Source organism: Butyrivibrio sp. VCB2001 (genome assembly GCF_000423965.1).
In the GTDB taxonomy this organism is placed as follows: Bacteria; Bacillota; Clostridia; order Lachnospirales; family Lachnospiraceae; genus Butyrivibrio.
In genome coordinates, this window is record NZ_AUIZ01000001.1 from 470,000 (window position 1) to 496,123 (window position 26,124).

Here is a 26,124-nt window from a genome sequence, read left to right on the forward strand (position 1 = left end):
GTGCTATCCTTGTTTTATCGAAAGTGCCAAGGCAATTGGCACTTTTAATTTCAGAAAATCTTATGGTTAGTTTTGTTTAAGGGGGTTTCTTATGTATCAGGTTGTAAAAAGAGACGGAACAGTTGCGGAATTTAATATATCCAAGATTTCAGCTGCTATAACCAAGGCCTTTGTGGCTCTTGAGAAGGATTATCACTCAAGCGTGATCGATCTCATCGCCCTCAGAGTTGCTTCAGACTTCGAGAGCAAGGTAAAAGACGGTAAGATCACCGTAGAAGAAATTCAGGACAGCGTTGAGAAGGTCCTTTCAGAGGCAGGCTATTCAGATGTATCCAAGGCATACATCCTCTATCGTAAGCAGCGTGAAAAGGTTCGTAACGTAAACTCTGCCCTCCTTAACTATAAAGACCTCGTTGATGATTATCTCAAGATCAACGACTGGAGAGTTAAAGAGAATTCAACAGTTACATATTCTGTAGGAGGACTTATCCTCTCTAATTCGGGTGCGATCACAGCTAATTACTGGCTTTCAGAAGTTTATGATGAAGAGATTGCAAACGCTCACAGAAGCGCTGCCATCCACATCCATGACCTCTCAATGCTCACAGGTTACTGCGCAGGCTGGAGTCTTAAGCAGCTCATTCAGGAAGGTCTAGGCGGAGTTCCCGGCAAGATCACATCTTCACCTGCAAGCCACCTCTCTACCCTCTGCAACCAGATGGTTAACTTCCTTGGAATCATGCAGAATGAATGGGCAGGCGCTCAGGCATTCTCATCATTTGATACATATCTTGCACCTTTTGTTAAGGTGGACAACCTCTCTCAGAAAGAGGTTAAACAGTGCATCCAGTCCTTCGTATACGGCGTAAATACACCTTCACGTTGGGGAACACAGGCTCCATTCTCAAATATCACACTTGACTGGACCGTTCCTAATGACCTTAAGAACCTCAACTGTATCGTAGGCGGAAAAGAGCTCGACTTCACATACGGTGATTGTCAGCACGAAATGGATATGGTAAACAAGGCATTCATCGAGATCATGATCGAAGGAGATGCCAACGGACGTGGATTCCAGTATCCTATCCCTACATATTCAATAACGCGCGATTTCGATTGGAGCGAGACAGAGAACAACAAGCTCCTGTTTGAAATGACAGCTAAGTATGGTACTCCATACTTCTCAAATTACATCAACTCAGACATGGAGCCTTCAGATGTTCGTTCCATGTGCTGCAGACTTCGTCTCGACCTCAGAGAGCTTCGTAAAAAATCCGGCGGATTCTTCGGTTCAGGTGAGTCAACAGGTTCTATCGGTGTTGTTACCATCGATATGCCTCGTATTGCTTATCTTTCAAAGGACGCTGATGAGTTCTACAAGAGACTTGATCACCTTATGGATGTTGCAGCACGAAGCCTCCACACCAAGAGACAGGTTATCACCAAGCTCCTTGATCAGGGTCTTTACCCTTACACAAAGAGATACCTTGGATCCTTCTCAAACCACTTCTCAACCATCGGCCTTATCGGCATGAACGAAGTTGGTCTTAATGCAAAGTGGATCCAGGCAGATATGACAGACAAGAGAACTCAGGAGTTCTCTAAGGATGTCCTCAACCACATGAGAGAGCGCCTTGGTGAGTATCAGGTAATGTATGACGGAGAGCTCTTTAACTTAGAGGCTACTCCTGCTGAGTCAACAACTTACCGCTTTGCTAAGCACGACAAAGAGCTTTATCCTGACATCATCACAGCTAATATGAACGGAACTCCTTATTACACCAACTCATCTCACCTTCCTGTTGGTTACACTGAGGATATCTTCTCCGCTCTTGATATTCAGGATGAGCTTCAGACACTCTATACATCAGGAACCGTATTCCATGCATTCCTGGGTGAAAAGCTTCCTGACTGGAAGGCAGCTGCTACATTAGTAAGAAAGATTGCAGAAAACTACAAGCTTCCATACTACACAATGTCACCTACATATTCAGTATGTAAGGAGCATGGCTACCTCTCAGGTGAGCAGGCAGTTTGTCCTCACTGCGGAGCCAAGACTGAAGTATACAGCCGTATCACAGGCTACTACCGCCCTGTTGCTAACTGGAATGATGGTAAGGCTCAGGAGTACAAAGATCGTAAGGTTTATAACATCGGTCACTCCAAGCTCACACATACAGGCCCTAAGCAGGCAAGCTTTGTAGAGGCTGCTGTTAAGAAGTCAAATACAGAATCAGGAAGCAGCGCCGCAAATCTCGATGAGCAGACAGTAATGCTCTTCAAGACACAGACCTGCCCTAACTGCAAGATCGCAGGTTCACTTCTTGATAAAGCAGGTATTAAGTACAGCACACTTGATGCAAACGAGCATCCTGACCTTGTTGAGAAATTCGGAATCATGCAGGCACCTACACTTGTAGTTAAGTCAGGTGATGATTTCCAGAAGGTTCTTGGTGTTTCAGACATTAAGAGCTGGATTGCAGACAGTCAGGTATCATAACATTAAAGCATAAATAATGGGACAGGCTAGAATAGCCTGTCCCGTTTTTATTACAATATTTTGTTTATTTATCAGCACAGATTCTTGACTACGCCCACAGATACATAGTTATCTAAAACTGCTCCGTAATCCGTATCATCTTCATGTACAGGGCTATAGATGCCGTCCACCATAAGGCTCACACCACCGTTTTCAAGATCAGCCGTCTTTTTGTATCTGTCTGTGTAGAACGGAGTTCTTGAAACTGTTCTGTCTCTTAGTACTCCCTTGCACTCTGAAAGCTTGCATCCGGGGAAGTTTATACTATCAACATATCCCGGCACATATTCTCTCTTTAGCATTTCTTCCATAAGCTCTTTTAAATAATAATCTGTTACCTCATGGATTCCATTGTTGGCCTCTGAAAACGCTATCGAATGATAGCCCTGGAACTCACCCTCAAAAGCAGCTCCAAGTGTGGCCGAATACTGTATGTCTGAAGAGACATTATATCCATAGTTAATTCCGGACATTACTACATCAGGTTTCTCAGGCATTAGATAAAGGCTTCCTACTCTCACACAGTCACTGGGTGTTCCCGAGCAGGTATAGGCTCTAACGCCCTCTATTCCGAAATCATACGGATAGCAGTCGACACTGTGACGAAGTGTCAACGAATGGGAAGCTGCACTTCTCTCACTCTCAGGAGCAACCACTGTAACTTCTCCGAACAAAAGGGCACACTCCACCAGCCTTCTCAGACCGTCAGATTTTATTCCGTCATCGTTGGTTATCAGAATTTGTCTTTTCCCCAAAACATTCTCCTCGCATTCATAATAATCTGTTATTACATGGATATGATACCAAGTACGTTAAGGATCGCGCTGACAAGAATTATCAATACAAACAGAGGGCACAAAAACCTGATCATAAATGAAAAGATGTGCTTTCTCTGGAATGGATGTCCATCCTGCTCTACTTCCATGGTAAGCTTCTCCATGCCCATATATCTTGTGATAAGAAGACACGTTGCAAGCGCTGCCATCGGCATCATTACCGAATTGGTAATAAAGTCAAAGAAATCCAGAAACTGCATTCCGATGATGGTCACACCTGAAAGAGGCCCGTTGCCGAGAGATGAAAGACTTCCGAGAGCTATCATCACAAAGGCCATTATAAGAGTTCCGTTTCTCCTGCTCCATCCGAATTCATCAGAGAAGGTGGAAACAGCGCTCTCTGTCAGGGCAATTGCACTTGTAAGAGCCGCAAATAAAACCAGTGCAAAGAACAAAAAGCCAATGATCCTTCCAAATCCCATGCTGGCAAATATCTTGGGCATAGTGATAAACATCAGTGAAGGTCCTGCCTTAAGCATTGACTGATCTCCATTGTAGAAAGAGAAAACTGCAGGAATTATCATAAGGCTCGCAAGAATGGCGATAGCTGTATCAAAGAACTCCACCTGTCTTGTGGACTCATCGATGCTGACTTCCTTCTTAACGTAGGATCCGAAAGTGATCAGGATTCCCATGGCAATGGAGAGCGAGTAAAACATCTGTCCCATGGCTGTTACCAGCGTCATTATTGAGAAGTTCTGAACATTTGGGATAAAGAGGAATTTAACTCCTTCTAAAGCGCCGGGCCTTGTTACCGAATACACGCAAATGATCAGCGCCAGTACTACAAGTACAGGCATCATAAGCTTGGACACACGCTCTATTCCGTTCTCAACGCCCATGAAAATAACGCCCAGTACAAGAACTGCAAATACTATGAACCAAAACTCAGACTTTGAACCATCCGAAATAAAATCTACAAAGAAGCTGTCTGATGCAACGGTAGCTGCATCATTTCTTATGTATTCAAACAGGTATTTGCATACCCAGCCACCTATAACCGAATAATAAGGTACAATCAGGATTGGGATGATAGCATTTATCCATCCGCCCACAGACATAAACTTGCTGTTACTAAGAGCGTTAAATGCTCCTACAGGGCTCTTTTTGGTGTTTCTTCCTATTGCTGTCTCAGCCACGATCATAGTGTAGCCAAAAGTAAGAGCCAATATTATATAAACAAATAAAAAGATTCCTCCGCCATACTTGGCACACAGATATGGGAATCTCCATATATTTCCAAGTCCTACCGATGCTCCGGCAGCTGAAAGTACAAAGCCGATCTTTCCGGAAAAAGACCCGCGGTTATCATTCTTCAAAACATTTTCCTCCGATATCATTTTTCGCACAGTGTTTAGTATAGCACAAAATTTTAAAAGCTTAAAAATTTGCAGGACAATATGCAGTTACTTTTCCGTCGTTTACCTCTACTGTAACCATGCCACTTTCATCTGTGCGATATATCGCAGAGCCAATGTTCTCAAGCCTTTGAAGCACTTCTTCATGCGGATGGCCATAGCTGTTTCCTACTCCGCAGGAAATCAGGGAAAGCCTTGGCCTTGTCAGATCCAGGAATTCTTTATCCGTAGTGTATTTTGAACCGTGATGGGCAACTTTTAGGAGCGTTACGTTGTCCGGGTACTCACCGCCGCCTGACCAAAGACTTTTCAGAGCCTCCTTCACATTTGTTAGCCCCTCATTTTCCACATCCCCAGTGAAAAGAGCTGTGAATTCCCCATATTTCATATAAAGCACCGTCGAATAGGCATTTGGCTCCTCTGTCATCATGCCTCTTTCAGGATTAAGACAGATAAAAGTTGCGCCCGATAAAGAAAATGATTCACCGGTGTTTATGTAGTCAATAGGAATCCTGAGCTCACCGGCTCTTTTCTCTAAAAGATCATAGTTTTCTCCCTGAGATGATGTGGAAACCTCCGGAAGAAAAAGCCTGTCAATCCATATCCCGCCCTTCTCCATATCATCCATTATGTCAAGGATTCCACTGATGTGATCCTCATCTTCATGGGTCATTACCACCGCATCCAGTTTTCCTATTCCTTTGTATTTCAGAAACGGAATTATTCTGTACTTTCCGACATTTTTAGTCGAGGTACTTCCTCCGTCGATGAGCATGTGCCTTCCTCCGCAGGAGATCACTATCCCATCGCCCTGGCCTACATCGACCATATCGATTTCAAGATCCGGCTTAACATGAAAAGTAAGGGCAAAAACCGCCGCAGCAAGAATCAAGACTCGTGTAACGCTCATCTTAAGCGGCGGCAGATTATCCTTATCCGAAAGCCATACAAAGGCAGCGACCAGGGCTATATAGATCAGCACCTGCCACTTCTGTGAGTGCCCCATATACCAGGTGCTTCCCCTGATAATGCCTTCCGATGAGCCAAGAAGCCTGTACAGAGACAAAATGATGTGAACAGCCATCCCGGGTATTACCCCAAGTGCGCCTCCGAATATCGCAAGGAACATGGTTATGATCCCAAGCAGCATCAAGATGCCCATAAGTGGAATGACTGCAAGATTAAGCAAAATAGAATGCAGAGGGTATGTGTAATAAAAACTTGCATAGACAGGAAGTGTTGCCAAAAAGACACTCCCCCCGCTTGTAAGGCCATCCGAGAGCTTTATCAGTATCTCTTTTGCAAAAGAGATCTCGTCATCCGCAAACTTCATCTTCTCGGATGTCACGCCTTCAAGAATAGCTTCAAAAGAGAGCGCCGGGCGGATTACAGTCATACCGATCACCGCACCGAAAGAAAACAGGAATCCGCTGTTATACATATACAGAGGCTGATCAAGCAAAAGAAGTATCTCAGCAAGAGAAAGCCCTGTTAAAACATCGTAGGTTCTGCCCACCACAGGAGCAAAGAGCCTTAGCGCAAACATGCAGATTGCCCTGAAGGAAGATGTTCCCATTCCGCACATGATCCCGTAGGAATACATGAACGCTATAGGAAAGAGCGTTGTCACCACCTTATTAAGGCCCAGCTTTCTAAGCAGCTCGTAAAGCCCCATTCCGATCATGGAGATATGAAGGCCACTTACCGCCAATATGTGCATGATTCCATTATCCTTGTACATATCTTTGGTCTCTTCATACATAAAAGCCTTATCTCCCAAAAGCATAGCCTTCATTATAGCTGAATCCTGCTCTGACAAAGCTCTGTCCAAAGAGCTCTCCAAAAAGCGCCTTGTCTTATAAAGCGCCTCCCTATACCTGTTCGGCTCTCCCCCGACCTTAAGTATTTTAGCTCCTGTTAGCCTGTATGAAATTTTCAGAGTTGAATAATATAGCCGGCTGTCGAATTCGCCGGGATTTGTAGGTGCAGAAAAGGTCTTTACCTTGCCTGAAACCTCAATATACTCTCCTATGGCAGGAAGGGCCTCATCTCCCGACTCCAGATAACACTGGATCAGCTTTGAATGTTTGCTTATTTGCTCAGTTGGAACAATATAGATTACCGGAAGGAATTCGCCCTGATAGCTTCTTCTGACCTCTTTGGACTGAACCCGTCCAATCAACGTCTGATAAGAGCCATCCGGGGCTAAGTTCATATTTCCGGTAATGTCAGATAAAAACAATTCAAGATAGATACAGACAGCCGCACTCAGCAGAATTGCCAAAAGACATAACGGCCGTTTCAAAGAAAAATACTCCTAACAACTTTATTCCATAAGATCAAGATTTCTCTCGTATGGTCCTGAAATTGAGAAATCCATAAATGTAAAATTAGCTTCACCGTTTACAGAGAAGGCAACCTTATTTACATCCGTAAGCTCTACGATGCTGTTTACCAGTGAGTAAATAGCAACCTCAGCAGTTACGTTATAAGGCTCTGTCAAAAATGAAGAATCAAAATCAACATAGCATACTCCGTCTTTTACGTTAACACTGTTGATCTTGGTGTCCTTGGATATTGTCGGATAGCAGATATCAGTCTTAGGACCGGTTATTATCTGCTCTACCGCCAGTCTCTCCATTGAAATATTACTGTTATAAACTACAGAACGATAAACCGGAACCAGCCTATCTCCTGTTTCATTAGCAAAATAGAGCTTAAGCTCAACCCTTTCATAGGTGTTGATCTCGTTTCCGACATTAAAGATAAATGTATCCGCCGACATATTGCCGATGATATTGCCGTAGTGGTCAGACAGAGGCGTTCCCTCTACCTGGAAGGATACATACTCTATCTCATCAAGCTGCGTAAATGTTCTTACAATCGCTGCTCTGTCCAGAATCTCCACGGTTCTTCCGATATCTGCATACTTGATGTCAAAATTAAGGGTCAGAACCTTATCGTTGAGTGAATACCCAAGAAGGGTTACTCCTCCCGTCAGGGGAGCTTCGTACTGAAGTCTCTCAGGCATTGTGCCAAGCTGCCCTATCAGTTCACGAATCACTGCATCCGTATCCTGCATGGGGCTTGTAATGTCATAATTTACTGCCACAATACCGGTCTCACTGTTGTTGACGTAAAAGAGCTTGAAGCTATCCGGATCGACTGCTTCTTTCCTGCCACATCCCGCCATTAAAGCCACCATACACACAATAAGGACAGCACATGTTATTCTGTTTTTCAAATAATTAATTCTCTTCATATGACAATCCAATTGTTATTTTGCCGTAGTATTAACCGTCGCTGCTGTAAGCGGAATTGATATTGTAAAGGTTGTTCCTTCGTCCAGTTTACTCTGCACATCGATACTTCCTCTGTGCATCAGAACCGCGTTCCTTGCTATTGACAGACCAAGTCCCGTTCCGCCAATCTCACGTGATCTTGACTTATCAACCCTGTAAAATCTCTCATAAATATGGTCAAGGGATTCCTCGGGAATACCATAGCCCGAATCCATGACTTTGACATAGAAATTCTGATGGTCGGCATCAAGTTCAACCTTAACCCAACCCTCGTCCCTGTTGTATTTGATAGCATTTTCAACAAGGTTCATGATAGCAAGTGATATCTTAACCTCATCAATCTCTGCAACGATAGCTCTTTTACTCTCAAGTGTGAGCTCAATATTGTGTCTTCTGGCTATAGGTCTAAGTCTCTTTAAAATAACCTCTGTCAGGCTCACAACATCTACCGAGGTAATGGTAAGTCCCGATGCCTTCTTGTCCATCTTGACCAGGGATAAAAGATCGTTGATGATCTTATCCTCTCTGTCGATCTCGGCACCGATATCCGTCATGAACTCCCTGTAGACCTCATTGGGAACATCCTCCTGTGCAAGAAGCGAATCCGCCAGAACCTTCATGGAGGTAATAGGAGTCTTAAGCTCATGTGAGACGTTGGATACAAACTCCTGTCTTGAGTCATCCAAAACCTTCATTCGCTTTAGGAGCGCATTGAAAGCCTTGATGATCTGCTCTGTCTCAAGGTAGTTAGGTCCGGTAATAGGCTCATCTGTGTAACCTGCCTTTACATCATTGATGGCTGCTGTAATTCTATCGAAGGGCTTTAGCAGCGTATGTGATACCCAGGCTGCAAATGCAAGGATGAAGAGGATTATCACAACCTCAAGGCTCTGGGCTCTTCTGCTGAGGATATTAAGCGTAGTTGCAATCGTGTCGGTAGATACACTGGTCAAAAGAACTCCACGCACCACTTCACTGCTCTTACCGATCGCAGATACATCCTCCTCCTGAATGAGATCACTCTCAATGATGGGAGTAACAATCTCAATGTATCCGTTGGCCTGGTCATACTTTGAAACCGTTCCCTTGGATCCTGTCTTTAGGCAGTTTACAACCTCTTCTGAGATGATGGTCTTACCCTGACTTATGTTATAAGTGTCTTTTACCACCTTAAGATCATCGTTGATAACGATAACACGGCCATCATAAAGATTGGCAAGCATATCCAGCTCGGCATTTATTACTTCTGATGATGTATCAAGAAGGTAATTGGAAACAATGAGGTGATTTGCGAGAATTCGCAGCTGTGTCTGTACCTCGGTCGATCTTACATTGACAGCACGATCCTCATAACTGGTCAGAATGACAGAATGCATAACGAGGCATGAAACAAGCCCCGTTATAAATACAATTATGAAGAATCGCACTCTTAGACTCTTAAGAATGTCTTTTAATTTAAACTTACTTTTATCCATAAGTTATGCCTGGAAGTAATATCCGGCGCCCCACTTAGTTCTTACATATCTAGGCTCGCTTGGGTTAGACTCAAGCTTCTCACGAAGTCTTCTGATGTGAACATCCACTGTTCTCTCATCACCGGGATAATCTGTTCCCCAGATGGTCTCAAGAAGTTCTTCTCTGGTATAAGTCTTGCCGGGAGTAGACGCCAAAAGCTCCAGCAGCTCATACTCTCTGCTGGTAACATTGATCTCTCTGTCACCCATAAACACTCTTCTGTACTCTTCGTTGAGCTTAAGGTCGCCAAAGGTCATAACCTGATTGGTATCGGCAGTTCTTCCGGTTCTGCGGATAATAGCCTTGATCCTGGCCTTCACCTCAAGGATGTTGAATGGTTTTGTGATGTAATCGTCTGCGCCGTACTCAAGACCAAGGATCTTGTCCATGTCATCTCCCTTGGCTGTGAGCATGATAATGGGAACATCCGAAAACTCCCTTATCTGCTGGCAAACTTCAAAACCGGTGAGCTTAGGAAGCATTACGTCGAGAAGGATAATATCATAATTGCCGGTCTTAGCCTTATCAAGGGCTTCCTGTCCGTCATACGCACAGTCAACAACAATGTCATCCTGCTCCAGAGAGAACTTTATTCCCTTTACAATTGCCTTTTCGTCGTCTACTACAAGCGCTTTCTTGCTCATTTCTTCACCATTCCTATAAATCAGACAGTTATTAGATCTTTTATCTTAGAGAACAGCTTATCCTTGATCCCTGATACCTTCATGATATCTTCGATATTTTTAAAAGAGCCGTTCTCGTCTCTGTATTTTATTATCTTGCCGGCTATTCCCTCTCCTATTCCCGGGAGCGTAGCCAGTTCCGTTTGCGAAGCGGTATTGATATTGATAAGACCGCCTCCAGCTGATGCACCGGACTTAGAACCGTTATCTTCTATGTCAAAAGAATCTATGCCTTTTACAACAGCTTCATCAGAAGTCTCTGATATTGTCGGTATCTGCAGCTTAGTGCCGTCACTTATCCTGGCTGCCAAATTGACATAAGTTCTGTCGGCATCCTCAGAAAAACCGCCGGCAGCGTTAACTGCATCATCGATCCTTCTTCCATCAGAAAGCTCATATACTCCGGGGTTTACCACTGCTCCACAGACATATACCACAACACTATCAGGAAGTTCACTATCTAAAGTCTCCGGTAGTTCTATCTCTTCTCCGGACTCTTCCTGCGAGCTAAAAGCCTCAGCTTCCAAGGTATTATTAGCAGTGTTATCGGATAAGATTATCTCTTTGTTTGCAGATGTGCATCCGGTCAGAAACATCAGCACAAGTGCTGATATTGGTAATAATTTTTGCATGTTTCCTCCTAAAAAAGAGGACCCCACCATGCTTTTTTATTCTATGCGATTGAAAGAAATAATTCAATCATTATCTTCACTATCTTCTGTAAGTCCTGCAGTTATCGCATCATCATCGGGATCAGGAAGTGCCTCAGCCGTGTAAGGTGTACCTGTAACCTGAGTCATTATGCTCTCACAAACGTCTTTAAGCGTTGAATTACAGTCCTCTCCGTTCCAGATCTTGGTAAAAGCGATCTCAAGCTCCATCCAGAGGTTGCTGGTCTCAATTGTCTTGGGCATTGGAACCGAATCTGCATAAACGCCCACAAAGGTTGCAAGGTTGGCATTGTCATACTTAACGCCGTAATGAGCTGCTACCTTTCCGCCGAGCTTGTAGATATCTCCAGAATTGTCAGAGCACAAAAATCTGGCCACTTCATTGGCCTCTTCGGCATTTTCAGAAAGTCCGTTCACAACGATACAATCTGTCACTGACATGGTTCTTGATCCGAAATCAGCTGTAAGGCCGGGCATATCAGCAACTGCAAACTCAAAATTGCACTCGCCTGATGCCTTGGCATCGTCAATCTTCTTGATGATATCTGTTGTAGCAATGGTAAATACAACCTTACCGTCGATAAAGTCCTGAACCACCTTGTCATAGTCAATTGAATCGGCATCAATAGCAAAGAACTGATTAAGCTGCTGATAAATCTTCATGCAGCTGATGGTGTCTGTATTGTAAATATCGATCTGGCTGACATCATCTCCTGCTTCTCCGCCAACGTTCATGTAATTACCAACAAAAAAGTAATTGTAGAATATATCGGTAACGTCCCACTGGAATACCGCTTCTACCTGCTCAGGAGCATTGTAGCTCTCGGCAAACTTCAGAATATCAGAGATATTAAGAGGAAGGCTCTCAGCAACAACTTCATCGATCATACCCTGAGTGATCTCAGGGTTTACATCTTCTGTTGTAACCTCGTCTTCTTCAGAGAGTTCTCCTTCTTCCTCAGCCTTTTCAGTCTCTTCCTGGGCAGCTTCTCCCTCAGCAGTATCTATCTCTGTCTGCATGGTCTCAACAGCCATGTTCTCAAGATAGGTCTTGTTGTAGATAAGAGAACTGGTCTCAAAGTAGAAGGGATATGCTATCTTTTTCCCCTTATAGGTTACGGAATTAATAGCAGCTTCAGGGAAAATTCCCTTTGAAAGGAATTCATCTCCGCCTTCAATCTCCATTGCAAGGCCGGCTAAATAGGCCTTCTCAAGAGAATCATTTGTTATTATATACAGATCCGGGTAATTGTCTTCATCCACGGAGGCCTTGTTGATGGCCTCCAGGTATTCAAGACCAGAAACAAGCACAGGCTCGATACGAACCTTGCTGTTAGACTCAGAGTAGGCAACAGCCTTACTCTGGAGATATGGAGTCAGGGTATCATCGGTATACCACAGCCTCACGGTAGTTTTATTTCTTGCAAAAAGAGAATAATCCTCAAATATGCTCCTGTCAGAGCGGGCATAAACGTAAGTGCCCAGCAGCGCACAGGCAACAAGTATTATTGATATTATTCTAATTCTAATTCTCATAAAGACTCCAGACATGAATCCAAAATCTCGATCATGTCATCTACATTCTCCTTAGTTATAACCAGCGGAGGAACAAATCTGATTATCTCTGTTCCCGCATTTATAAGGATAAGTCCCTTCTCAAGTGCCTTATTGATAACTTCACCGACAGGTCTGTTAAATACCAGTCCCTGCATAAGACCGGCTCCACGCCTGTCTGTAATGAAATCATACTTATCCTTAAGCTCATCAAGGCGCTTCTCCAAATAAGGAGCCACCTCATTCACATTCTCTATTATATTGTCCTGTTTAAATAAATCAAGGACTTTGTTTATAGCCGCGCAGGCAAAAGGATTGCCTCCATAAGTGGTTCCGTGGTCACCTGCAACCAGTGAATTCTGCCCTACTTTTTCAGTCATAAGGAATGCTCCAACCGGCACTCCGCAGCCAAGAGCCTTGGCAGTTGTCATGATGTCAGGCTTAATTCCATACTTCTGCCATGCAAACATATATCCGGTTCTTCCCATTCCGCACTGAATCTCGTCCAGGATAAGAAGGATGTCTTTTTCATCACAAAGAGCTCTTACCTTGGTCAAAAACTCTTCAGTTGCCGGATAAATTCCGCCCTCTCCCTGAACGGTCTCAAGGATTATTGCGCAGGTCTTGTCACTTACGCACTTAAGAACTGAGTCAAAGTCATTGAGATCAGCAAACTTTATGTTGCCGATCATAGGCTCAAATGCCTCTCTGTAATGCGGATTTCCAGTTACTGAAAGAGCACCGAAGGTCCTTCCGTGGAAGGAATGATTCATGGCAATAATCTCATGATCATTTTTGCCATCCTTAAGGAAAGCATATTTCCTTGCTGCCTTCAAAGCTCCCTCAATGGCCTCTGCTCCACTGTTTGTGAAGAATACCCTGTCCATTCCGGATACTTCTTTTATCTTCTTAGCAGCCTCTATTGCAGGAACATTGTAATAGTAGTTAGAGGTGTGCAGAAGCTTATCAATCTGATTCTTGAGCGCATCATTGTATTCTTTATTGTTATATCCAAGAGCAAATACAGCAATACCTGACACGAAATCCAGATATTTCTTGCCATCTATATCATAGAGATAAACTCCGTCACCTTTGTCCAAGACGATCTGATATCTGTTATATGTGTGTAAAAGAGCTTTCTCCGCCTCTTCAATGTACTTCTGCATCATCTCACTCATTTTAATATCTCCTGTTATTAAGCATTTGCTGCTGTTTTCTCGTGGTCAGGCATAAACATGGTTCCGACACCCTTATTGGTAAAGATCTCAAGAAGAAGACAATGAGGAATTCTTCCGTCCAGTATATGCACTCTGTTAACACCGCCTCTAACTGCATCTGTGCAGTTTCCAAGCTTTGGAAGCATTCCACCGCCGATATTTCCACTGGCGATAAGAGCATCTGCCTCAGAGCAGGTAAGCCTTGAGATAAAGGACTCAGGATCCTTGATATCCTTATAAACTCCCTCAATATCTGTAAGGAATGCCAGCTTGTCAGCACCCACTGCCTTGGCGATGGCACATGCAGCATCATCTGCATTTATATTGTAGGTATCGAAGTTATCATCAAGTCCGATGGGTGCAACAATAGGCAGATAGTCGTTGTCGAGAAGGTCATATAAAACCTTGGGATCTACATTGTCAATTTCGCCCACATATCCGATATCCTTACCATCGGAATATTTCTTGGTAACGTGAAGAAGACCTGAATCCTTGCCACTGATACCGATAGCCTTGACGCCCAGCTCCTGAACCATTGTCACAAGCTGCTTGTTTACTCTTCCGAGAACCATCTCAGCGATCTCCATGGTCTCTGAATCGGTAACCCTGAGTCCGTTTACAAATTCAGCCTCTTTGCCGACCTTTGATACCCAGGAGCTGATGGCCTTTCCGCCGCCGTGAACAATGATTGGCTTAAATCCGACAAGCTTTAAAAGAGTAACATCTGTTATTACATTCTTTTGCAGCTCTTCGTTGCTCATGGCACTTCCGCCGTATTTAACAACTATGATCTTCCTGTTGAACTTTTGAATATATGGAAGCGCTTCTACCAGTACCTCCGCTTTCTTAAGTACATCCTGCATCCCCTGATCCATGACTCTCTCCTTTAACTTCTGTAATCTGCATTTATCTTGACGTAGTCGTATGTGAGATCGCATCCCCAGGCTGTAGCCTCTTCGCTTCCCTCATGCATATCGACAAATACTGTTACTGCATCTGCCTTCATAATCTTAAGGGCTTCATCCTCATCAAATACAATAGGTGTTCCCTTATCAAATACCTTCAGTCTTCCGTTTGCGCTCTCAAAGAACAGCTCCACATCATTCTGATCAAAGTCTGCTCCGGAATATCCCATGGCACAAAGGAATCTTCCAAAGTTTGCATCACACCCGAAAATAGCGGCCTTTGAAAGGTTTGATCCGACGATTGCCCTTGAGAGTGTTCTTGCATCCTCCTTGGACTTTGCGTTTACTACCTTTGCTTCAAAGAGCTTACTTGCTCCCTCACCGTCTGCTGCCATCTTCTTGGCAAGGAAGGTACATACAAAGCTAAGCGCTTCCTTAAAGGTATTGTAGTTATCTGATTTATCCTTAATAGTCTCATTGTCTGCTTTGCCGTTAGCCATAACAAGAAGCGTATCGTTTGTTGAGGTATCTCCGTCAACGGTTATCATGTTAAAAGAGTCTTTTACCACCTCTGAAACTGCTTCCTGCAAAAGAGATTTCTCAATGCTTAAATCTGTTGTAAGGAAAGCAAGCATAGTGCACATGTTGGGATGGATCATGCCTGAGCCCTTGCTCATTCCGCCGAGGGTGATCTCTTTCCCGTCAATTTCGAAAGTAACTGCCACCTCTTTGTTGACGGTATCTGTAGTCATGATAGCCTTTGAAGCTGCTGTTCCGGCGCTTATGCTATCATCTAAGGTCTTGCTCATAGCTTCAACTCCGGCAACTAATTTTTCAACCGGAAGCTGCATACCGATAACACCGGTAGATGCCACGGCAACTGATGAATATGGAACTCCTAAAGCCTTCTCTACAGCCTTTGCTGTAGCTTCGCAGGCATCAAAGCCCTCTTTTCCCGTGCAGGCATTTGCAATTCCCGAGTTGATGACAACTCCGTGCATAGGCTCACCGGAATATACGATCTTCTGATCCCACTGAACACAGGCAGCCTTTACCACGTTTGATGTAAATGTACCTGCGCTGGTACATGGCGTTTTGGAAAAAACAAAGGCCATGTCCGTTCTGTTTTTATACTTGATACCGGCTTCGCAGCTAGTTGCGCTAAAGCCCTTTGCTGCTGTTACGCCGCCTTCTATAACCTTCATAATGCCTCCTCATTTATTAAATACTGTAAGATTGCTATCATTAAGTACAAAGTCGTAATAGTTCATATCATCTCTGAGGGTCCAGCCCATCTTCTGCCAGAACTTGTTTCCTACCTCATTGGTGACAAAAGCATTCAGGCAGACCTTATTGATGCCCTCTTTCCTCAGCTGCTCGCAGCAGAACTCAACCATTTTCCTTCCAATGCCGTGCTTTCTGTACTCCTCGCTTACACATACGTGGTAAAAACATGCTCTTCTTCCGTCATTGCCACATAAAATAGCACCGACTATTTTTCCGTCCTGCTCATACACTGCGCTGGTTTCAGGATTTCTTTTGATAAATCTCTCTATCCCCTCCCTGGAATCATCCATGGTCCTTATACCGAATCCATGAATGGACATCCACAGCGCATACACCTTGTCATAGTCTTCTATTGTCATCTTGCGAACCATATCAGTTTTCTCCCCAGATCTATCAGTAATTACGGGAAACTGGGAACAAGCTCAAGTCCCTTGGCCTCATCAAGTCCAAACATGATGTTCATGTTCTGGACCGCCTGTCCTGCTGCTCCCTTTACCAGGTTATCAATTGCTCCCATCATGATAACTCTTCCGGTTCTCTCATCGATCTTAAAGCCGATATCTACAAAGTTGCTGCCCTCTACCCATCTGGTCTCGGGACATACACCGTCATCTAAGAGCCTTATGAATTTCTCATCCTTATAATACTTCTCATAAGCAGCTCTTATATCGGAAGAAGTAGGAAGCTTGCCGTCCTTCTTAATAAGAGTAGCGTATTCTGTAGCAAGGATTCCTCTGTTCATTGGGACAAGGTGAGGTGTAAAGTTTATCACCATCTCTTTTCCCGCTGCGTAGCCAAGCTGTTCCTCAATCTCAGGAGTGTGTCTGTGAGTGGCAACTCCGTAGGGCTTTGCAGATTCGTTGACTTCGCAGTAGAGGTTTGCAACCTTGGCTCCTCTTCCTGCTCCGGACACTCCCGAGAGAGCATCGACGATAAGTGTATCTACATCTATAAGACCTTCCTTAACAAGAGGATACGCTGTAAGGATTGAGCAGGTGGTATAGCATCCCGGATTGGCAACAAGTCTTGCACTCTTTACCTTATCTCTGTTGATCTCGCAGAGTCCGTAAACTGCTTCTTCTATATACTGAGGTGCCTTGTGCTCTATCTTGTACCACTTCTCATATACAGAAACATCTTTTAATCTGAAGTCTGCTGAAAGATCGATTATCTTTACTTTATTAAGAATATCTTCATTAACAAGTGATGCACACAGTCCCTGTGGAGTCGCCGTGAAGATGACATCCACCTGTGATGCAAGTTCTTCCATGTTGTCATCCATGCACTTTGCATCAACCAGTTTAAAGAAGTTTCCATATATATTACTGTACTTCTCATCGATAAAACTTCTGGATCCGTACCACACAACCTCTGCATCGGGATGACCCTGGATAAGTCTTACGATTTCAGCTCCCGCATAGCCTGTAGCACCGATAATTCCTACTTTGATCATAATGGTTTTCACCTCTCATATATGTATAAACTTTTTTAAGTATACGACCCATGCATGAATAATGCAATAGAAATTTAAATATTTATGCAGAAAAGGAAAGATTTTTAAATATTTATGCAATTTAGTGTTGCATTTTATGCATCGAGGGTTTATATTTATATCCAACGAGCAACAATAATTATAACATACTAAGAAAGTTGAGGAGTGTTTCAATGGCAAAAGAAAAGGTTATTCTCGCATACTCAGGCGGACTTGATACTACTGCTATCATCCCGTGGCTTAAAGAGAACTTTGATTACGAAGTTGTTTGTGTCTGCATCGACTGCGGACAGGAAGAGGAACTTGACGGTCTTGAGGAAAGAGCTATCAGCTGTGGAGCCAGCAAACTCTATGTCCTTGACGTTGTAGATGAATTCTGTGACGAATATATCGTTCCCTGCGTAATGGCTCACGCTGTTTACGAGAACAAGTATCTGCTCGGTACATCAATGGCTCGTCCACTGATCGCCAAGAAGCTTGTTGAGATTGCAAGAAAAGAAGGCGCTGTTGCAATCTGCCACGGTGCTACCGGTAAGGGTAACGATCAGATCCGTTTCGAGCTTGGTATCAAGGCTCTTGCTCCTGACATCAAGATTATCGCTGCATGGAGAAATGATAAGTGGACAATGGATTCACGTGAATCTGAGATCGCATACTGCAAGGCTCATGGCATCAATCTTCCATTCTCTGCAGACTCCAGCTACAGCCGTGACAGAAACCTCTGGCACATCTCTCATGAGGGACTTGAGCTTGAGGATCCTTCACTTGAGCCTAACTACAAGCATCTCCTCGTTCTTGGTAAGACACCTGAGGATGCACCCGATACACCTACAACCGTTACCATGACTTTCGAGGGCGGAGTTCCCAAGTCAGTTAACGGAAAAGAGATGAAGGTCTCCGATATCATCCGCACCCTCAATAAGCTTGGCGGTGAGAACGGCATCGGTATCGTAGATATCGTAGAGAACCGTGTAGTTGGAATGAAGTCCCGCGGCGTATATGAGACACCCGGTGGAACCATTCTCTATGAGGCTCATCAGCAGCTTGAAGAGTTGATTTTGGATCGCGATACCTATACAATGAAGAAAGATATGGGCAACAAGTTTGCCGATCTAGTATATGAAGGGAAATGGTTCACTCCTCTTCGCGAGGCCGAGCAGGCATTCATTGAGTCAACTCAGAAGTATGTAACCGGAGAAGTTACATTCAAGCTCTACAAGGGCAACATCATCAAGGCTGGTACAAAGTCACCTTACTCTCTCTACAACGAGAGCATCGCTTCCTTCAAGACAGGTGATCTTTACGACCACCACGATGCAGAGGGCTTCATCAATCTCTTTGGCTTATCATGCAAGGTTCGTGCTATGAAGATGCAGGAAGTTGAAAAGAACAAATAATTAATGAAGACCATCTTTATTCTTGGAATATATCTGCTAATACTTAACATTTTAGGGTTCGCTTTCATGGGAATCGACAAAAGGCGCGCAATACGCAGCGCCTTTCGTATCCCGGAAGCGACCCTTTTTGCTATCGCAATTCTTGGAGGAAGTATCGGAAGCATCCTTGGCATGCACCTTTTCAGGCACAAGACCAAGCATTGGTATTTTCTCTTTGGAATGCCTATAATACTTATATTACAGATTGCACTTGTAGTTCTTCTTTATTTTAGTCCGATAGAATTTAACTTTATGTAAAGGAGGTATCCTATGCATATAGCCGTTTGTGATGACAATATAGCTGACAGAAAGCAGACAGAGCGCCTTTTGGGACGCCAGTCCGACAGATATTTTAAGGAGACCGGAGAGAGAATCTGGATCGATTCCTTTGGTAACGTCGAGGCCTTCATGCAGAATCCTCAGATGTACCAGGGTCTTTTTGTCGATATGCATGATGATGAGTGCAACGGCTTTAATATCCTGAAGATGCTTCTCTACGCAGGTATCGAGAGTCCCATCGTAATGTGCTCTTCCACCATCGACTACAAAGCCCTGGTGGAAAAAGAAGGCATCACAGCTTCTAACATCATGTTTCTTGAAAAGCCTATCAAAGTGGCTGAAATAACTGCCATCGTTGATAAGATTGCAGAGCTTGCTGTAAACGGCGAGCCTTCCATAGAACTTCGTGGCAAAGATGAGACCATCTATGCCCATGGGGACGATATCATCTGTGTCAAAAGAGTCCGCTCCGAACTTGAAGTTCATCTCACAGGAAACCGCGTAGCCTGCGTTCTCGATGACATAGTAAACTTCTATGATCAGTGCAATATCTTCCCGCAGATCTGCCCTGTAAATGACAACGGCCTTGTAAATGTCAATCACGTTAAGAAGACGTCCTTTGGTAAGGTCACCATGGACAACGACATGACTCTTCCTGTTTCCTTTACCTACAGAAGCGCCATCAGTAAGGCAAGGCAATATGCCAAGGAAAGCGGGAATTTAAGTAGTTAATTCTTTTGGGGGATTTAAAAAGATTTGATAGCACTAAAGATTAAGCAGCAGAAAAACTTCATGGCCAAGCTTCTGACAACTGAGCTGTTTGACAGCTTTCTCGTTGAAGAAGTCACCATAGATACCTTTAATACCTTTACTATAGACGGAAGGATTCATAAGGAATTCTACAAAGACTCAGAAGAGGCTGAAGGGGCTTTAAATAATGAATTTTCAAATTGGGCCAAGATCCGTCCCATCGCTCTTAGCCTTATAAAGGGAAAGCATACGCCACTTAGTTTCAAGTTCATATTACACCTAAGCGATTCTGATAAACTCACGCTCTTACAAAATGCTGATATGGATATTTCTCCGGATCAGATATCCCTTGGTATAAATCTAAGATTCTCCCAGGGCGAGGTGATCATCACCACAGGCGTAAGCTACAACATCTTTACCCTGGATAAAAGCGCAGAAAAAGCCTGGGACGAATACATCCCAAGCTTTTTAGAATCAAACGGTATTGAGGCAGATCTTCTATGATCTGCTTTTTTATGCCTGATACTTTTGCAAAATACCTATCAGCGCATCATACTTTGGCTTTATCTGGTCGTACTTTTCCTGATAACCATCCATGGAACCGGCTCTCAATATCTCAGTCAGTTCGCATACCGGAGTAAGGAAACCTTTAAGTCCCAGGTTAGCTCCTACGCCCTTGAGCGTATGAACAGCTTTAAATGCCTCTGAAACGTTACCTTCATCCAAATACTTCGTAAGATCATTCATGCTCTGGTCATTTAAAAACTTGAACATGAACTTGGCAATGAGGTCCTCATTTCCCATGAATCTGTCCAGTATCTCGTTCCAGTCTACGCCCCATTCAATTAGTTCAGTCTTAAATCCAGCGTCCATATGCCTCCATACGTGTAGTCATACTGACAAACATACGATGTAACATATAATAATTTTACAACATTTGGTTTTTCACATCAACGAAAAGGCTCATTTTTATGTAATTTTAATTATTCTTCAACTGAGGCAAGCTTCTCTGCCTGATCCGCAGCGATAAGGCTGTCGATGATCTCGTCCAGATCTCCGTCCATGATCTGATCTATCTTGTAAAGAGTAAGTCCGATCCTGTGATCAGTTACTCTTCCCTGATGGAAGTTGTAGGTTCTTATCTTCTCTGATCTGTCTCCGCTTCCAACCTGGCTCTTACGCAGCTGCGCCTCATCATTGTGCTTTCTCTCCTGCTCCATCTCATAGAGCTTGGCCCTTAGCACCTTTAAGGCCTTGGCTTTATTCTGCTGCTGGCTCTTCTCATCCTGGCAGGAAATTACGATACCTGTAGGAAGGTGAGTAAGTCTTACGGCAGAATCCGTGGTATTTACACACTGCCCACCATTTCCTGAAGCCCTGAAAACATCGAACTTACAATCATTCATATCGATCTCGACTTCAACGTCCTCAACTTCGGGCATGATAGCTACGGTTATGGCTGAGGTATGGATTCTTCCGCCTGACTCTGTCGTAGGAATTCTCTGAACTCTGTGAACACCACTCTCAAACTTTAGTCTTGAGTATGCTCCGTCACCCTTTATCATGAAGCTGACGGTCTTGATACCACCGATACCTATATCTTCAACGCTCATGGTCTCTATCTTCCAGGCACGTCTCTCGGCATATCTTGTATAGAGCCTGAACATATCGGCAGCAAACAGCGCAGCCTCATCTCCACCGACACCTGCTCTTATCTCAACGATAACGTTCTTCTCATCATTAGGGTCCTTGGGAAGAAGAAGTATCTTAAGCTTCTCCTCAAGCTCAGGAATCTTATCCTTGGCATCCGAGAGCTCTTCTCTTAGCATTTCCTTCATCTCAGGATCGCTCTCTTCATCAAGAAGCTGCAGAGAATCCTCGATGGTCTGCTTGGTGTCCTTATATTCTTTGTAGCATTCAACCAGAGCCTCGAGGGACTTCTGCTCCTTCATAAGGCTTCTGAATTTCTCCTGATCTGAAACAACTGAAGGGTCGCCCAGCATCATGGTTATATCTTCATATCTTCTGATAATATCTTCTAATCTGTCAAACATATTCATCTCTCCCGATAACAATCATAGTTACAGTTTCCAGAATATGCCCGGCTAATAAAAGCAAGCCTTCACAACTCTGTCGTTTCCGGAGAAATCCTTAACCACTTCTATATCGTGGTACTTACCGTTTTCTTTCAAAAGACCTGTTACCGCCTCTGCCTGATCGTAGCCTATCTCCAGTATGAGATATCCGCTGGAGAAGAGATACTCTCCCGCCTTGTCAGCAATCCTTCTGTAGAATAGGAGGCCATCCTCATCTCCGTCCAGTGCAAGGCGTGGCTCATGATCCTTAACTTCAGGCGCAAGGCTCTCTATTACTTTAGTTGCTATATATGGCGGATTTGATACCACAATATCAAATTTATCATTCTTCTTTGGGAAAAGATCTGTCTGCTCGAATTCACACCTGTCAGATAGCCCAAGGCTATCCGCATTTTCTTTTGCCACTAAAAGAGCAGCCTCTGAAATGTCAGTACAGTGAGCACTTGTTCCATTAGTGTAGTTAAGGATACTAAGACCGATGCAGCCCGAACCCGTACACAGGTCAAGGACCTTCATACCGTCTTCGCAGTGCCTTAGAGCTTCCTCAACCAAAAACTCGCTGTCCTGCTCAGGGATAAGGACGTTACTGTTTACCGTAAACTCCAGTCCCATAAAATCCCATTTGCCAAGGATATAGGCAACAGGCTCTCTGTTTGCTCTTCTGTCAATGTAAGAGGTATATAAGGACTCTTCATCCTCCGTAAGCTCTTTATCCGGATGAGCAAGGAGCGTACTGTGGTCGGTAGAACATACACATTCTAAAAGGAGCCGGGCATCAAGTGCATACTCGTCTACTCCGGCTCTCATAAGCTTTTCTTTTCCGTTTTCGAAAGCATTTAGATAGTTCATAATAATTTACTCAGCTGCCTGATCTGCCTTATCATCATCAGCAAGCCAGCTCTCATCAATCTCGTATCCAAAGGAATCAGAAAGGAATTCCTTCCAGTCAAATACTGCCTCAACAGACTTGATGGCAACTTCTATCATGTCATCATCAGGCTCCTTGGTTGTAAGTCTCTGAAGCCAGAGTCCCGGAGCAGAGATCATTTTAACCAGGAAGAAGTTTGTTCTTCCGGCAAGTCTTATGATCTCATAGGATATTCCGGAAATTACCGGGATCAGAAGTATCCTTATGGCCACGCGCCAAACATAGGAATCAACCCTGATAAAGAAGAACAGAATGATACTGATGAGCATGACAAACAGCATGAAGCTGCTTCCGCATCTCTTGTGAAGTCTTGAGCTCTTTCTTACATTGCTCACTGTAAGAGGTCTGCCCTTTTCGATACAGTTGATGCACTTATGCTCTGCCCCGTGGTACATGAAAAGTCTCTTTATATCTCTTATCCTTGATATTATAAGGATATAAAGTACAAAGATAAAGATCCTGAGAACGCCCTCAACGATTGCTACCAGTGAATCATTTCTCGCATACTTGGAGATGACCTCTGAAATCGCATAAGGAAGAACCATAAACAGCGCGATAGCAAACGCAAATGATAAAAGCGTTGTAAATACCATAAGGAAAGTATCCTCATGTCCGCTTGATACCTTATCGATCTCCTCGTCGAGCTTAGTAGGCTTCTCATTGGTCTCTTCATAGAATGAAGATGAGTAATTAAGGGATTTAAGTCCAAGGATAAGGGAATCAATAAATACAAAGATTCCTCTTACGAAAGGAATGCTAAGGAGCTTGCTGCCGTATCCAACGCCGTGGTACTCATCATGCTCAACCACTATCTCACCGTTTGGCTTTCTGACAGCAACAGCGTACATATCCTTATTTTTCATCATTACACCTTCAAGAACAGCCTGTCCGCCTATTCCGGAATAGTGTCTAATCTTTCTCTTACGTCTCTTCATCTTAGTTTACCGCCTGTTAAAGAAAAAGAGGCCAAGGCGTAAATGCCTGGGCCTCACTTGTTTCTTGATCTCAAATTGTATATTACTTGTTGTCCATGCCGTATTTCTTGTTGAACTTATCAATACGTCCACGAGCAGCAGTAGCCTTCTGAGTTCCTGTGTAGAAAGGATGGCACTTTGAGCAAATTTCTACGTGGATTTCGCTCTTTGTTGATCCTACTGTAAATGTGTTACCGCAGTTGCAAGTAACTGTTGCCTGATGGAATTCTGGCTGGATGTCCTGTCTCATTTCTTATCACCTCACTATATCTGAATACTTCATCTGTTTCCGACAGACGTTGTCAGCGCTAAAAGCACCTGACATCAATGTGTTCACGTTTACTGTTTTACAACAGCTATATAAATATAGCACACTAATGAGTATATGGCAAGGATTTTTTATTTACTGGCTTTTTTGAAAAAAGACTAATGATTCTAATAATATATGACGATAAATGATATGGAAGGTTATGCAACTCTGAAAAGGATTTTCAGCCACAGGCATCAAGGAGGATGCGTATGAGTATTAGCATAAACGCCAATCAAATATACGCTTCCATCAGAGACAGGGGCCAGACGCAGGCAGATGCCTGGGCAGGTCAGGCTCGTGGTTTTGGTGCGCCTACTAATAATAAGTCCGCTTCCAATAAGTCTTCAGGCTCTCCCACTTCAGTAAGATCACTGGAATATCAGCAGCGTACCCAGCAAAAGAAAGACAATTCAATAATAGGCCAGAGTCAGAGCTACGCTGATTCCTTAAGAGCATCAAGAGCCAAAGCAAAAGAAACCAATCTGGAAAAGAAAAAGCTCCAGTACAGCTATAAAAAGATATCCTCCCAGATTGTAAGAAGCAAAACCTCCGTAAGTGCAAGGAAAGCAGCATCCGCAGCAAGGCGAGAAGTTCAGCGCCTAAAAAGGCTTAGAAACAGCGGCGAATATGACGAAGAAGAACTTCAGATTTCCATCGAGCACGCCAAATCCATGGAGAGAATAGCCAAGAAGAAAGTAGCTCACCTTCAGCAGGAAGAGATGATAGAGCGCGGTCAGAACGGCGCCATGGCAGCTCTTGAGGAAAAGGAAGAAGAACGTGAAGAGGAAAAAGACCTCGAGGAAGAGCCTATAGAGGAAGAAATCCCTGAGGATCAGGCATACACCGAGCAGGATTATGCCGAAGAAATGCAGCTGATGATGGCCGATATGCAGGAGGAAACAGCTGCAAGAATGGAAGAACTCTCAGAAGAGATGGAACTCGCCATTGCAGAAGTAATGGAAAACAATAAGGATTCCATGGAAGAAATGACCTCTGAAATGATGAAGATGGTTCAGGATGCCATGGAAGAAATGGATGAGGTTTTGGATCTGGATGAACTGGCAAATACCATGGCAGCTCCCGATCCAAACATGTCGGAAGACGACCTCAAGATGCTGAAATTAAAGCACCGTACAAAGGAAATGAAAGATATCGCCAAGGCTGACGGTGATTATCTAAAGGCAATCATGGATAAATACGAAAAAAAGGGCATCGCCGGCACCGGACTATCCGGAGCTGCATCTTCTACTCCCGCCTTTAGCGGAGCTGCAGCCATATCAAGCTCTCCTACGCCGATAACCGTTTCGGTTCCCTCAGCCTATGGCTCAGGTGGCGGATCAATGAGCTTTGATGCCTTTGCTTAACCCTTCTTTTTAAGATATTTCTTTAGTTTATTACGAATTCTCTGCATTGCGTTGTCAGTGGACTTCTCATCCCTACCGAGCACTGCAGAGATTTCTTTTACGCTCATGCCTGTAATGTAGAGGTCCAAAACCTGGCGCTCTAAGTCGCTGAGTTCTCTGTCTATCTCTCCCTCAAGATCCTGAAGATTCTCCTGGTCGATCACGTACTGCTCCGGAATAAGATTTGCATCGGATTCCAGTACTTCCTCCAATATGGATTCACTTCCCTGCTCAGCATCCTCTCTGCTGGCATATATAGATATGTAGCTGTTAAGGGGAGCATGTTTTTTCCTTGAAAGGGATTTGATGGCAGAATACATCTGTCTTGAGATACAAAGCTCCGCAAAGGTGGCAAAGCTTGCATCTCTTCCGCAGTCATAGTCCCTGACCGCCTTGAAAAGACCTATCATACCCTCCTGGATAAGATCATCCTTATCTGCGCCAAGGATGTACATGGAAGCAGCCTTTTTGCGGACCAGGTTCTTATATTTGTTCATGATGTAGTCGGTTATATCGTCCTGACCTCCGTCATGTATACGGACGATAAGCTGCTCATCATCAATATCGCTGTACTTTCCCTTGCTCATAT

General features: G+C 43.9%; 25 protein-coding genes. 6 read left to right on the forward strand and 19 right to left on the reverse strand.

Annotated features, from left to right (window positions below):
* Positions 1 to 91 precede the first annotated feature (91 nt).
* Positions 92 to 2,500, forward strand: coding sequence for a ribonucleoside triphosphate reductase (locus G589_RS0102135; RefSeq protein ID WP_026518757.1), 2,409 nt, complete (start codon positions 92 to 94; stop codon positions 2,498 to 2,500).
* A gap of 71 nt (positions 2,501 to 2,571) precedes the next feature.
* Here G589_RS0102135 and surE read toward each other — a convergent pair whose 3' ends face one another.
* The 13 genes from surE to argC all read right to left on the reverse strand — a co-directional run bounded on the left by surE (position 2,572) and on the right by argC (position 17,320).
* Complete coding sequence (surE, locus tag G589_RS0102140; protein WP_026520923.1) at positions 2,572 to 3,294, reverse strand: 5'/3'-nucleotidase SurE; 723 nt, start codon at positions 3,292 to 3,294, stop codon at positions 2,572 to 2,574.
* A gap of 32 nt (positions 3,295 to 3,326) precedes the next feature.
* A complete protein-coding gene (locus tag G589_RS0102145; RefSeq protein ID WP_051192124.1) occupies positions 3,327 to 4,715 on the reverse strand; it encodes a sodium-dependent transporter in 1,389 nt (462 codons plus the stop codon).
* Positions 4,716 to 4,755: 40 nt separating this feature from the next.
* Positions 4,756 to 7,038 carry a DNA internalization-related competence protein ComEC/Rec2 gene (locus G589_RS0102150; protein WP_081668900.1) on the reverse strand — a complete coding sequence of 761 codons (2,283 nt, stop codon included), beginning with the start codon at positions 7,036 to 7,038 and terminating at the stop codon, positions 4,756 to 4,758.
* A 21-nt stretch (positions 7,039 to 7,059) separates the two neighbouring features.
* Complete coding sequence (locus G589_RS0102155; protein ID WP_196811833.1) at positions 7,060 to 7,977, reverse strand: GerMN domain-containing protein; 918 nt, start codon at positions 7,975 to 7,977, stop codon at positions 7,060 to 7,062.
* A gap of 33 nt (positions 7,978 to 8,010) precedes the next feature.
* Positions 8,011 to 9,510 carry a sensor histidine kinase gene (locus G589_RS0102160; protein ID WP_026520927.1) on the reverse strand — a complete coding sequence of 500 codons (1,500 nt, stop codon included), beginning with the start codon at positions 9,508 to 9,510 and terminating at the stop codon, positions 8,011 to 8,013.
* Between the two features lie 3 nt (positions 9,511 to 9,513).
* The gene (locus tag G589_RS0102165; RefSeq protein ID WP_026520928.1) at positions 9,514 to 10,194 is read right to left on the reverse strand and encodes a response regulator transcription factor; all 681 of its coding nucleotides are present in this window, start codon (positions 10,192 to 10,194) and stop codon (positions 9,514 to 9,516) included.
* 20 nt (positions 10,195 to 10,214) lie between these two features.
* Complete coding sequence (locus tag G589_RS0102170) at positions 10,215 to 10,865, reverse strand: helix-hairpin-helix domain-containing protein (RefSeq protein WP_026520929.1); 651 nt, start codon at positions 10,863 to 10,865, stop codon at positions 10,215 to 10,217.
* Positions 10,866 to 10,928: 63 nt separating this feature from the next.
* Complete coding sequence (locus tag G589_RS0102175) at positions 10,929 to 12,440, reverse strand: sugar ABC transporter substrate-binding protein (protein WP_026520930.1); 1,512 nt, start codon at positions 12,438 to 12,440, stop codon at positions 10,929 to 10,931.
* Positions 12,437 to 13,636: an aspartate aminotransferase family protein gene (locus G589_RS0102180; RefSeq protein ID WP_330366630.1), complete on the reverse strand. Its 1,200-nt coding sequence runs from the start codon at positions 13,634 to 13,636 to the stop codon at positions 12,437 to 12,439. The genes G589_RS0102175 and G589_RS0102180 overlap by 4 nt, the downstream gene beginning before the upstream one ends.
* A 17-nt stretch (positions 13,637 to 13,653) precedes the next feature.
* Positions 13,654 to 14,550, reverse strand: a complete 897-nt coding sequence (gene argB, locus G589_RS0102185; RefSeq protein WP_026520932.1) for an acetylglutamate kinase — start codon at positions 14,548 to 14,550, stop codon at positions 13,654 to 13,656.
* A gap of 11 nt (positions 14,551 to 14,561) precedes the next feature.
* Positions 14,562 to 15,785 carry a bifunctional glutamate N-acetyltransferase/amino-acid acetyltransferase ArgJ gene (gene argJ, locus G589_RS0102190; RefSeq protein WP_026520933.1) on the reverse strand — a complete coding sequence of 408 codons (1,224 nt, stop codon included), beginning with the start codon at positions 15,783 to 15,785 and terminating at the stop codon, positions 14,562 to 14,564.
* A gap of 9 nt (positions 15,786 to 15,794) precedes the next feature.
* Positions 15,795 to 16,238, reverse strand: a complete 444-nt coding sequence (locus tag G589_RS0102195; RefSeq protein WP_026520934.1) for a GNAT family N-acetyltransferase — start codon at positions 16,236 to 16,238, stop codon at positions 15,795 to 15,797.
* 29 nt (positions 16,239 to 16,267) lie between these two features.
* Positions 16,268 to 17,320: an N-acetyl-gamma-glutamyl-phosphate reductase gene (argC, locus tag G589_RS0102200; RefSeq protein ID WP_026520935.1), complete on the reverse strand. Its 1,053-nt coding sequence runs from the start codon at positions 17,318 to 17,320 to the stop codon at positions 16,268 to 16,270.
* A 212-nt stretch (positions 17,321 to 17,532) separates the two neighbouring features.
* Here argC and G589_RS0102205 point away from each other — a divergent pair, with 212 nt between their 5' ends.
* The 4 genes from G589_RS0102205 to G589_RS0102220 are packed head-to-tail and all read left to right on the forward strand — an operon-like array spanning position 17,533 to position 20,328.
* Positions 17,533 to 18,756 (forward strand): argininosuccinate synthase, encoded by a 1,224-nt coding sequence (locus G589_RS0102205; protein ID WP_022767381.1) that lies wholly within the window; start codon positions 17,533 to 17,535, stop codon positions 18,754 to 18,756.
* A 3-nt stretch (positions 18,757 to 18,759) separates the two neighbouring features.
* Positions 18,760 to 19,053 (forward strand): DUF1294 domain-containing protein, encoded by a 294-nt coding sequence (locus tag G589_RS0102210; protein ID WP_022767382.1) that lies wholly within the window; start codon positions 18,760 to 18,762, stop codon positions 19,051 to 19,053.
* A gap of 12 nt (positions 19,054 to 19,065) precedes the next feature.
* Entirely contained in the window at positions 19,066 to 19,806 is a 741-nt protein-coding gene (locus G589_RS0102215; protein WP_026520936.1) for a LytR/AlgR family response regulator transcription factor, read from the forward strand.
* 24 nt (positions 19,807 to 19,830) lie between these two features.
* On the forward strand, positions 19,831 to 20,328 hold the full coding sequence (locus G589_RS0102220) for a DUF5721 family protein (protein WP_026520937.1): 498 nt from the start codon (positions 19,831 to 19,833) through the stop codon (positions 20,326 to 20,328).
* Positions 20,329 to 20,337: 9 nt separating this feature from the next.
* On the opposite strand, the gene G589_RS18580 is transcribed toward G589_RS0102220, so the two are convergent.
* The 5 genes from G589_RS18580 to rpmE form a co-directional block, all read right to left on the reverse strand.
* Positions 20,338 to 20,697, reverse strand: coding sequence for an Hpt domain-containing protein (locus tag G589_RS18580; RefSeq protein WP_022767385.1), 360 nt, complete (start codon positions 20,695 to 20,697; stop codon positions 20,338 to 20,340).
* 110 nt (positions 20,698 to 20,807) lie between these two features.
* Positions 20,808 to 21,878 (reverse strand): peptide chain release factor 1, encoded by a 1,071-nt coding sequence (prfA, locus tag G589_RS0102230; protein WP_026520938.1) that lies wholly within the window; start codon positions 21,876 to 21,878, stop codon positions 20,808 to 20,810.
* Positions 21,879 to 21,929: 51 nt separating this feature from the next.
* Positions 21,930 to 22,769 (reverse strand): peptide chain release factor N(5)-glutamine methyltransferase, encoded by an 840-nt coding sequence (gene prmC / locus G589_RS0102235; protein WP_026520939.1) that lies wholly within the window; start codon positions 22,767 to 22,769, stop codon positions 21,930 to 21,932.
* Between the two features lie 6 nt (positions 22,770 to 22,775).
* A complete protein-coding gene (locus tag G589_RS0102240; protein ID WP_026520940.1) occupies positions 22,776 to 23,783 on the reverse strand; it encodes a DUF1385 domain-containing protein in 1,008 nt (335 codons plus the stop codon).
* Between the two features lie 82 nt (positions 23,784 to 23,865).
* Entirely contained in the window at positions 23,866 to 24,072 is a 207-nt protein-coding gene (gene rpmE, locus G589_RS0102245; protein ID WP_022765874.1) for a 50S ribosomal protein L31, read from the reverse strand.
* Positions 24,073 to 24,341: 269 nt separating this feature from the next.
* Here rpmE and G589_RS0102250 point away from each other — a divergent pair, with 269 nt between their 5' ends.
* Complete coding sequence (locus G589_RS0102250; RefSeq protein WP_026520941.1) at positions 24,342 to 25,496, forward strand: hypothetical protein; 1,155 nt, start codon at positions 24,342 to 24,344, stop codon at positions 25,494 to 25,496.
* Here G589_RS0102250 and sigH read toward each other — a convergent pair.
* Positions 25,493 to 26,122 (reverse strand): RNA polymerase sporulation sigma factor SigH, encoded by a 630-nt coding sequence (gene sigH / locus G589_RS0102255; RefSeq protein WP_026518741.1) that lies wholly within the window; start codon positions 26,120 to 26,122, stop codon positions 25,493 to 25,495. The genes G589_RS0102250 and sigH overlap by 4 nt on opposite strands.
* Positions 26,123 to 26,124 lie beyond the last annotated feature (2 nt).

Coding starts and splice junctions, on each gene's coding strand:
- G589_RS0102135 (WP_026518757.1), top strand. CDS start 92: ATGTATCAGGTTGTAAAAAGAGACGGAACAGTTGCGGAATTTAATATA.
- G589_RS0102145 (WP_051192124.1), bottom strand. CDS start 4,715: ATGATATCGGAGGAAAATGTTTTGAAGAATGATAACCGCGGGTCTTTT.
- G589_RS0102160 (WP_026520927.1), bottom strand. CDS start 9,510: ATGGATAAAAGTAAGTTTAAATTAAAAGACATTCTTAAGAGTCTAAGA.
- G589_RS0102165 (WP_026520928.1), bottom strand. CDS start 10,194: ATGAGCAAGAAAGCGCTTGTAGTAGACGACGAAAAGGCAATTGTAAAG.
- G589_RS0102170 (WP_026520929.1), bottom strand. CDS start 10,865: ATGCAAAAATTATTACCAATATCAGCACTTGTGCTGATGTTTCTGACC.
- G589_RS0102175 (WP_026520930.1), bottom strand. CDS start 12,440: ATGAGAATTAGAATTAGAATAATATCAATAATACTTGTTGCCTGTGCG.
- G589_RS0102180 (WP_330366630.1), bottom strand. CDS start 13,636: ATGAGTGAGATGATGCAGAAGTACATTGAAGAGGCGGAGAAAGCTCTT.
- argB (WP_026520932.1), bottom strand. CDS start 14,550: ATGGATCAGGGGATGCAGGATGTACTTAAGAAAGCGGAGGTACTGGTA.
- argJ (WP_026520933.1), bottom strand. CDS start 15,785: ATGAAGGTTATAGAAGGCGGCGTAACAGCAGCAAAGGGCTTTAGCGCA.
- G589_RS0102195 (WP_026520934.1), bottom strand. CDS start 16,238: ATGGTTCGCAAGATGACAATAGAAGACTATGACAAGGTGTATGCGCTG.
- argC (WP_026520935.1), bottom strand. CDS start 17,320: ATGATCAAAGTAGGAATTATCGGTGCTACAGGCTATGCGGGAGCTGAA.
- G589_RS0102205 (WP_022767381.1), top strand. CDS start 17,533: ATGGCAAAAGAAAAGGTTATTCTCGCATACTCAGGCGGACTTGATACT.
- G589_RS0102210 (WP_022767382.1), top strand. CDS start 18,760: ATGAAGACCATCTTTATTCTTGGAATATATCTGCTAATACTTAACATT.
- G589_RS0102215 (WP_026520936.1), top strand. CDS start 19,066: ATGCATATAGCCGTTTGTGATGACAATATAGCTGACAGAAAGCAGACA.
- G589_RS18580 (WP_022767385.1), bottom strand. CDS start 20,697: ATGGACGCTGGATTTAAGACTGAACTAATTGAATGGGGCGTAGACTGG.
- prfA (WP_026520938.1), bottom strand. CDS start 21,878: ATGTTTGACAGATTAGAAGATATTATCAGAAGATATGAAGATATAACC.
- prmC (WP_026520939.1), bottom strand. CDS start 22,769: ATGAACTATCTAAATGCTTTCGAAAACGGAAAAGAAAAGCTTATGAGA.
- G589_RS0102240 (WP_026520940.1), bottom strand. CDS start 23,783: ATGAAGAGACGTAAGAGAAAGATTAGACACTATTCCGGAATAGGCGGA.
- rpmE (WP_022765874.1), bottom strand. CDS start 24,072: ATGAGACAGGACATCCAGCCAGAATTCCATCAGGCAACAGTTACTTGC.
- G589_RS0102250 (WP_026520941.1), top strand. CDS start 24,342: ATGAGTATTAGCATAAACGCCAATCAAATATACGCTTCCATCAGAGAC.
- sigH (WP_026518741.1), bottom strand. CDS start 26,122: ATGAGCAAGGGAAAGTACAGCGATATTGATGATGAGCAGCTTATCGTC.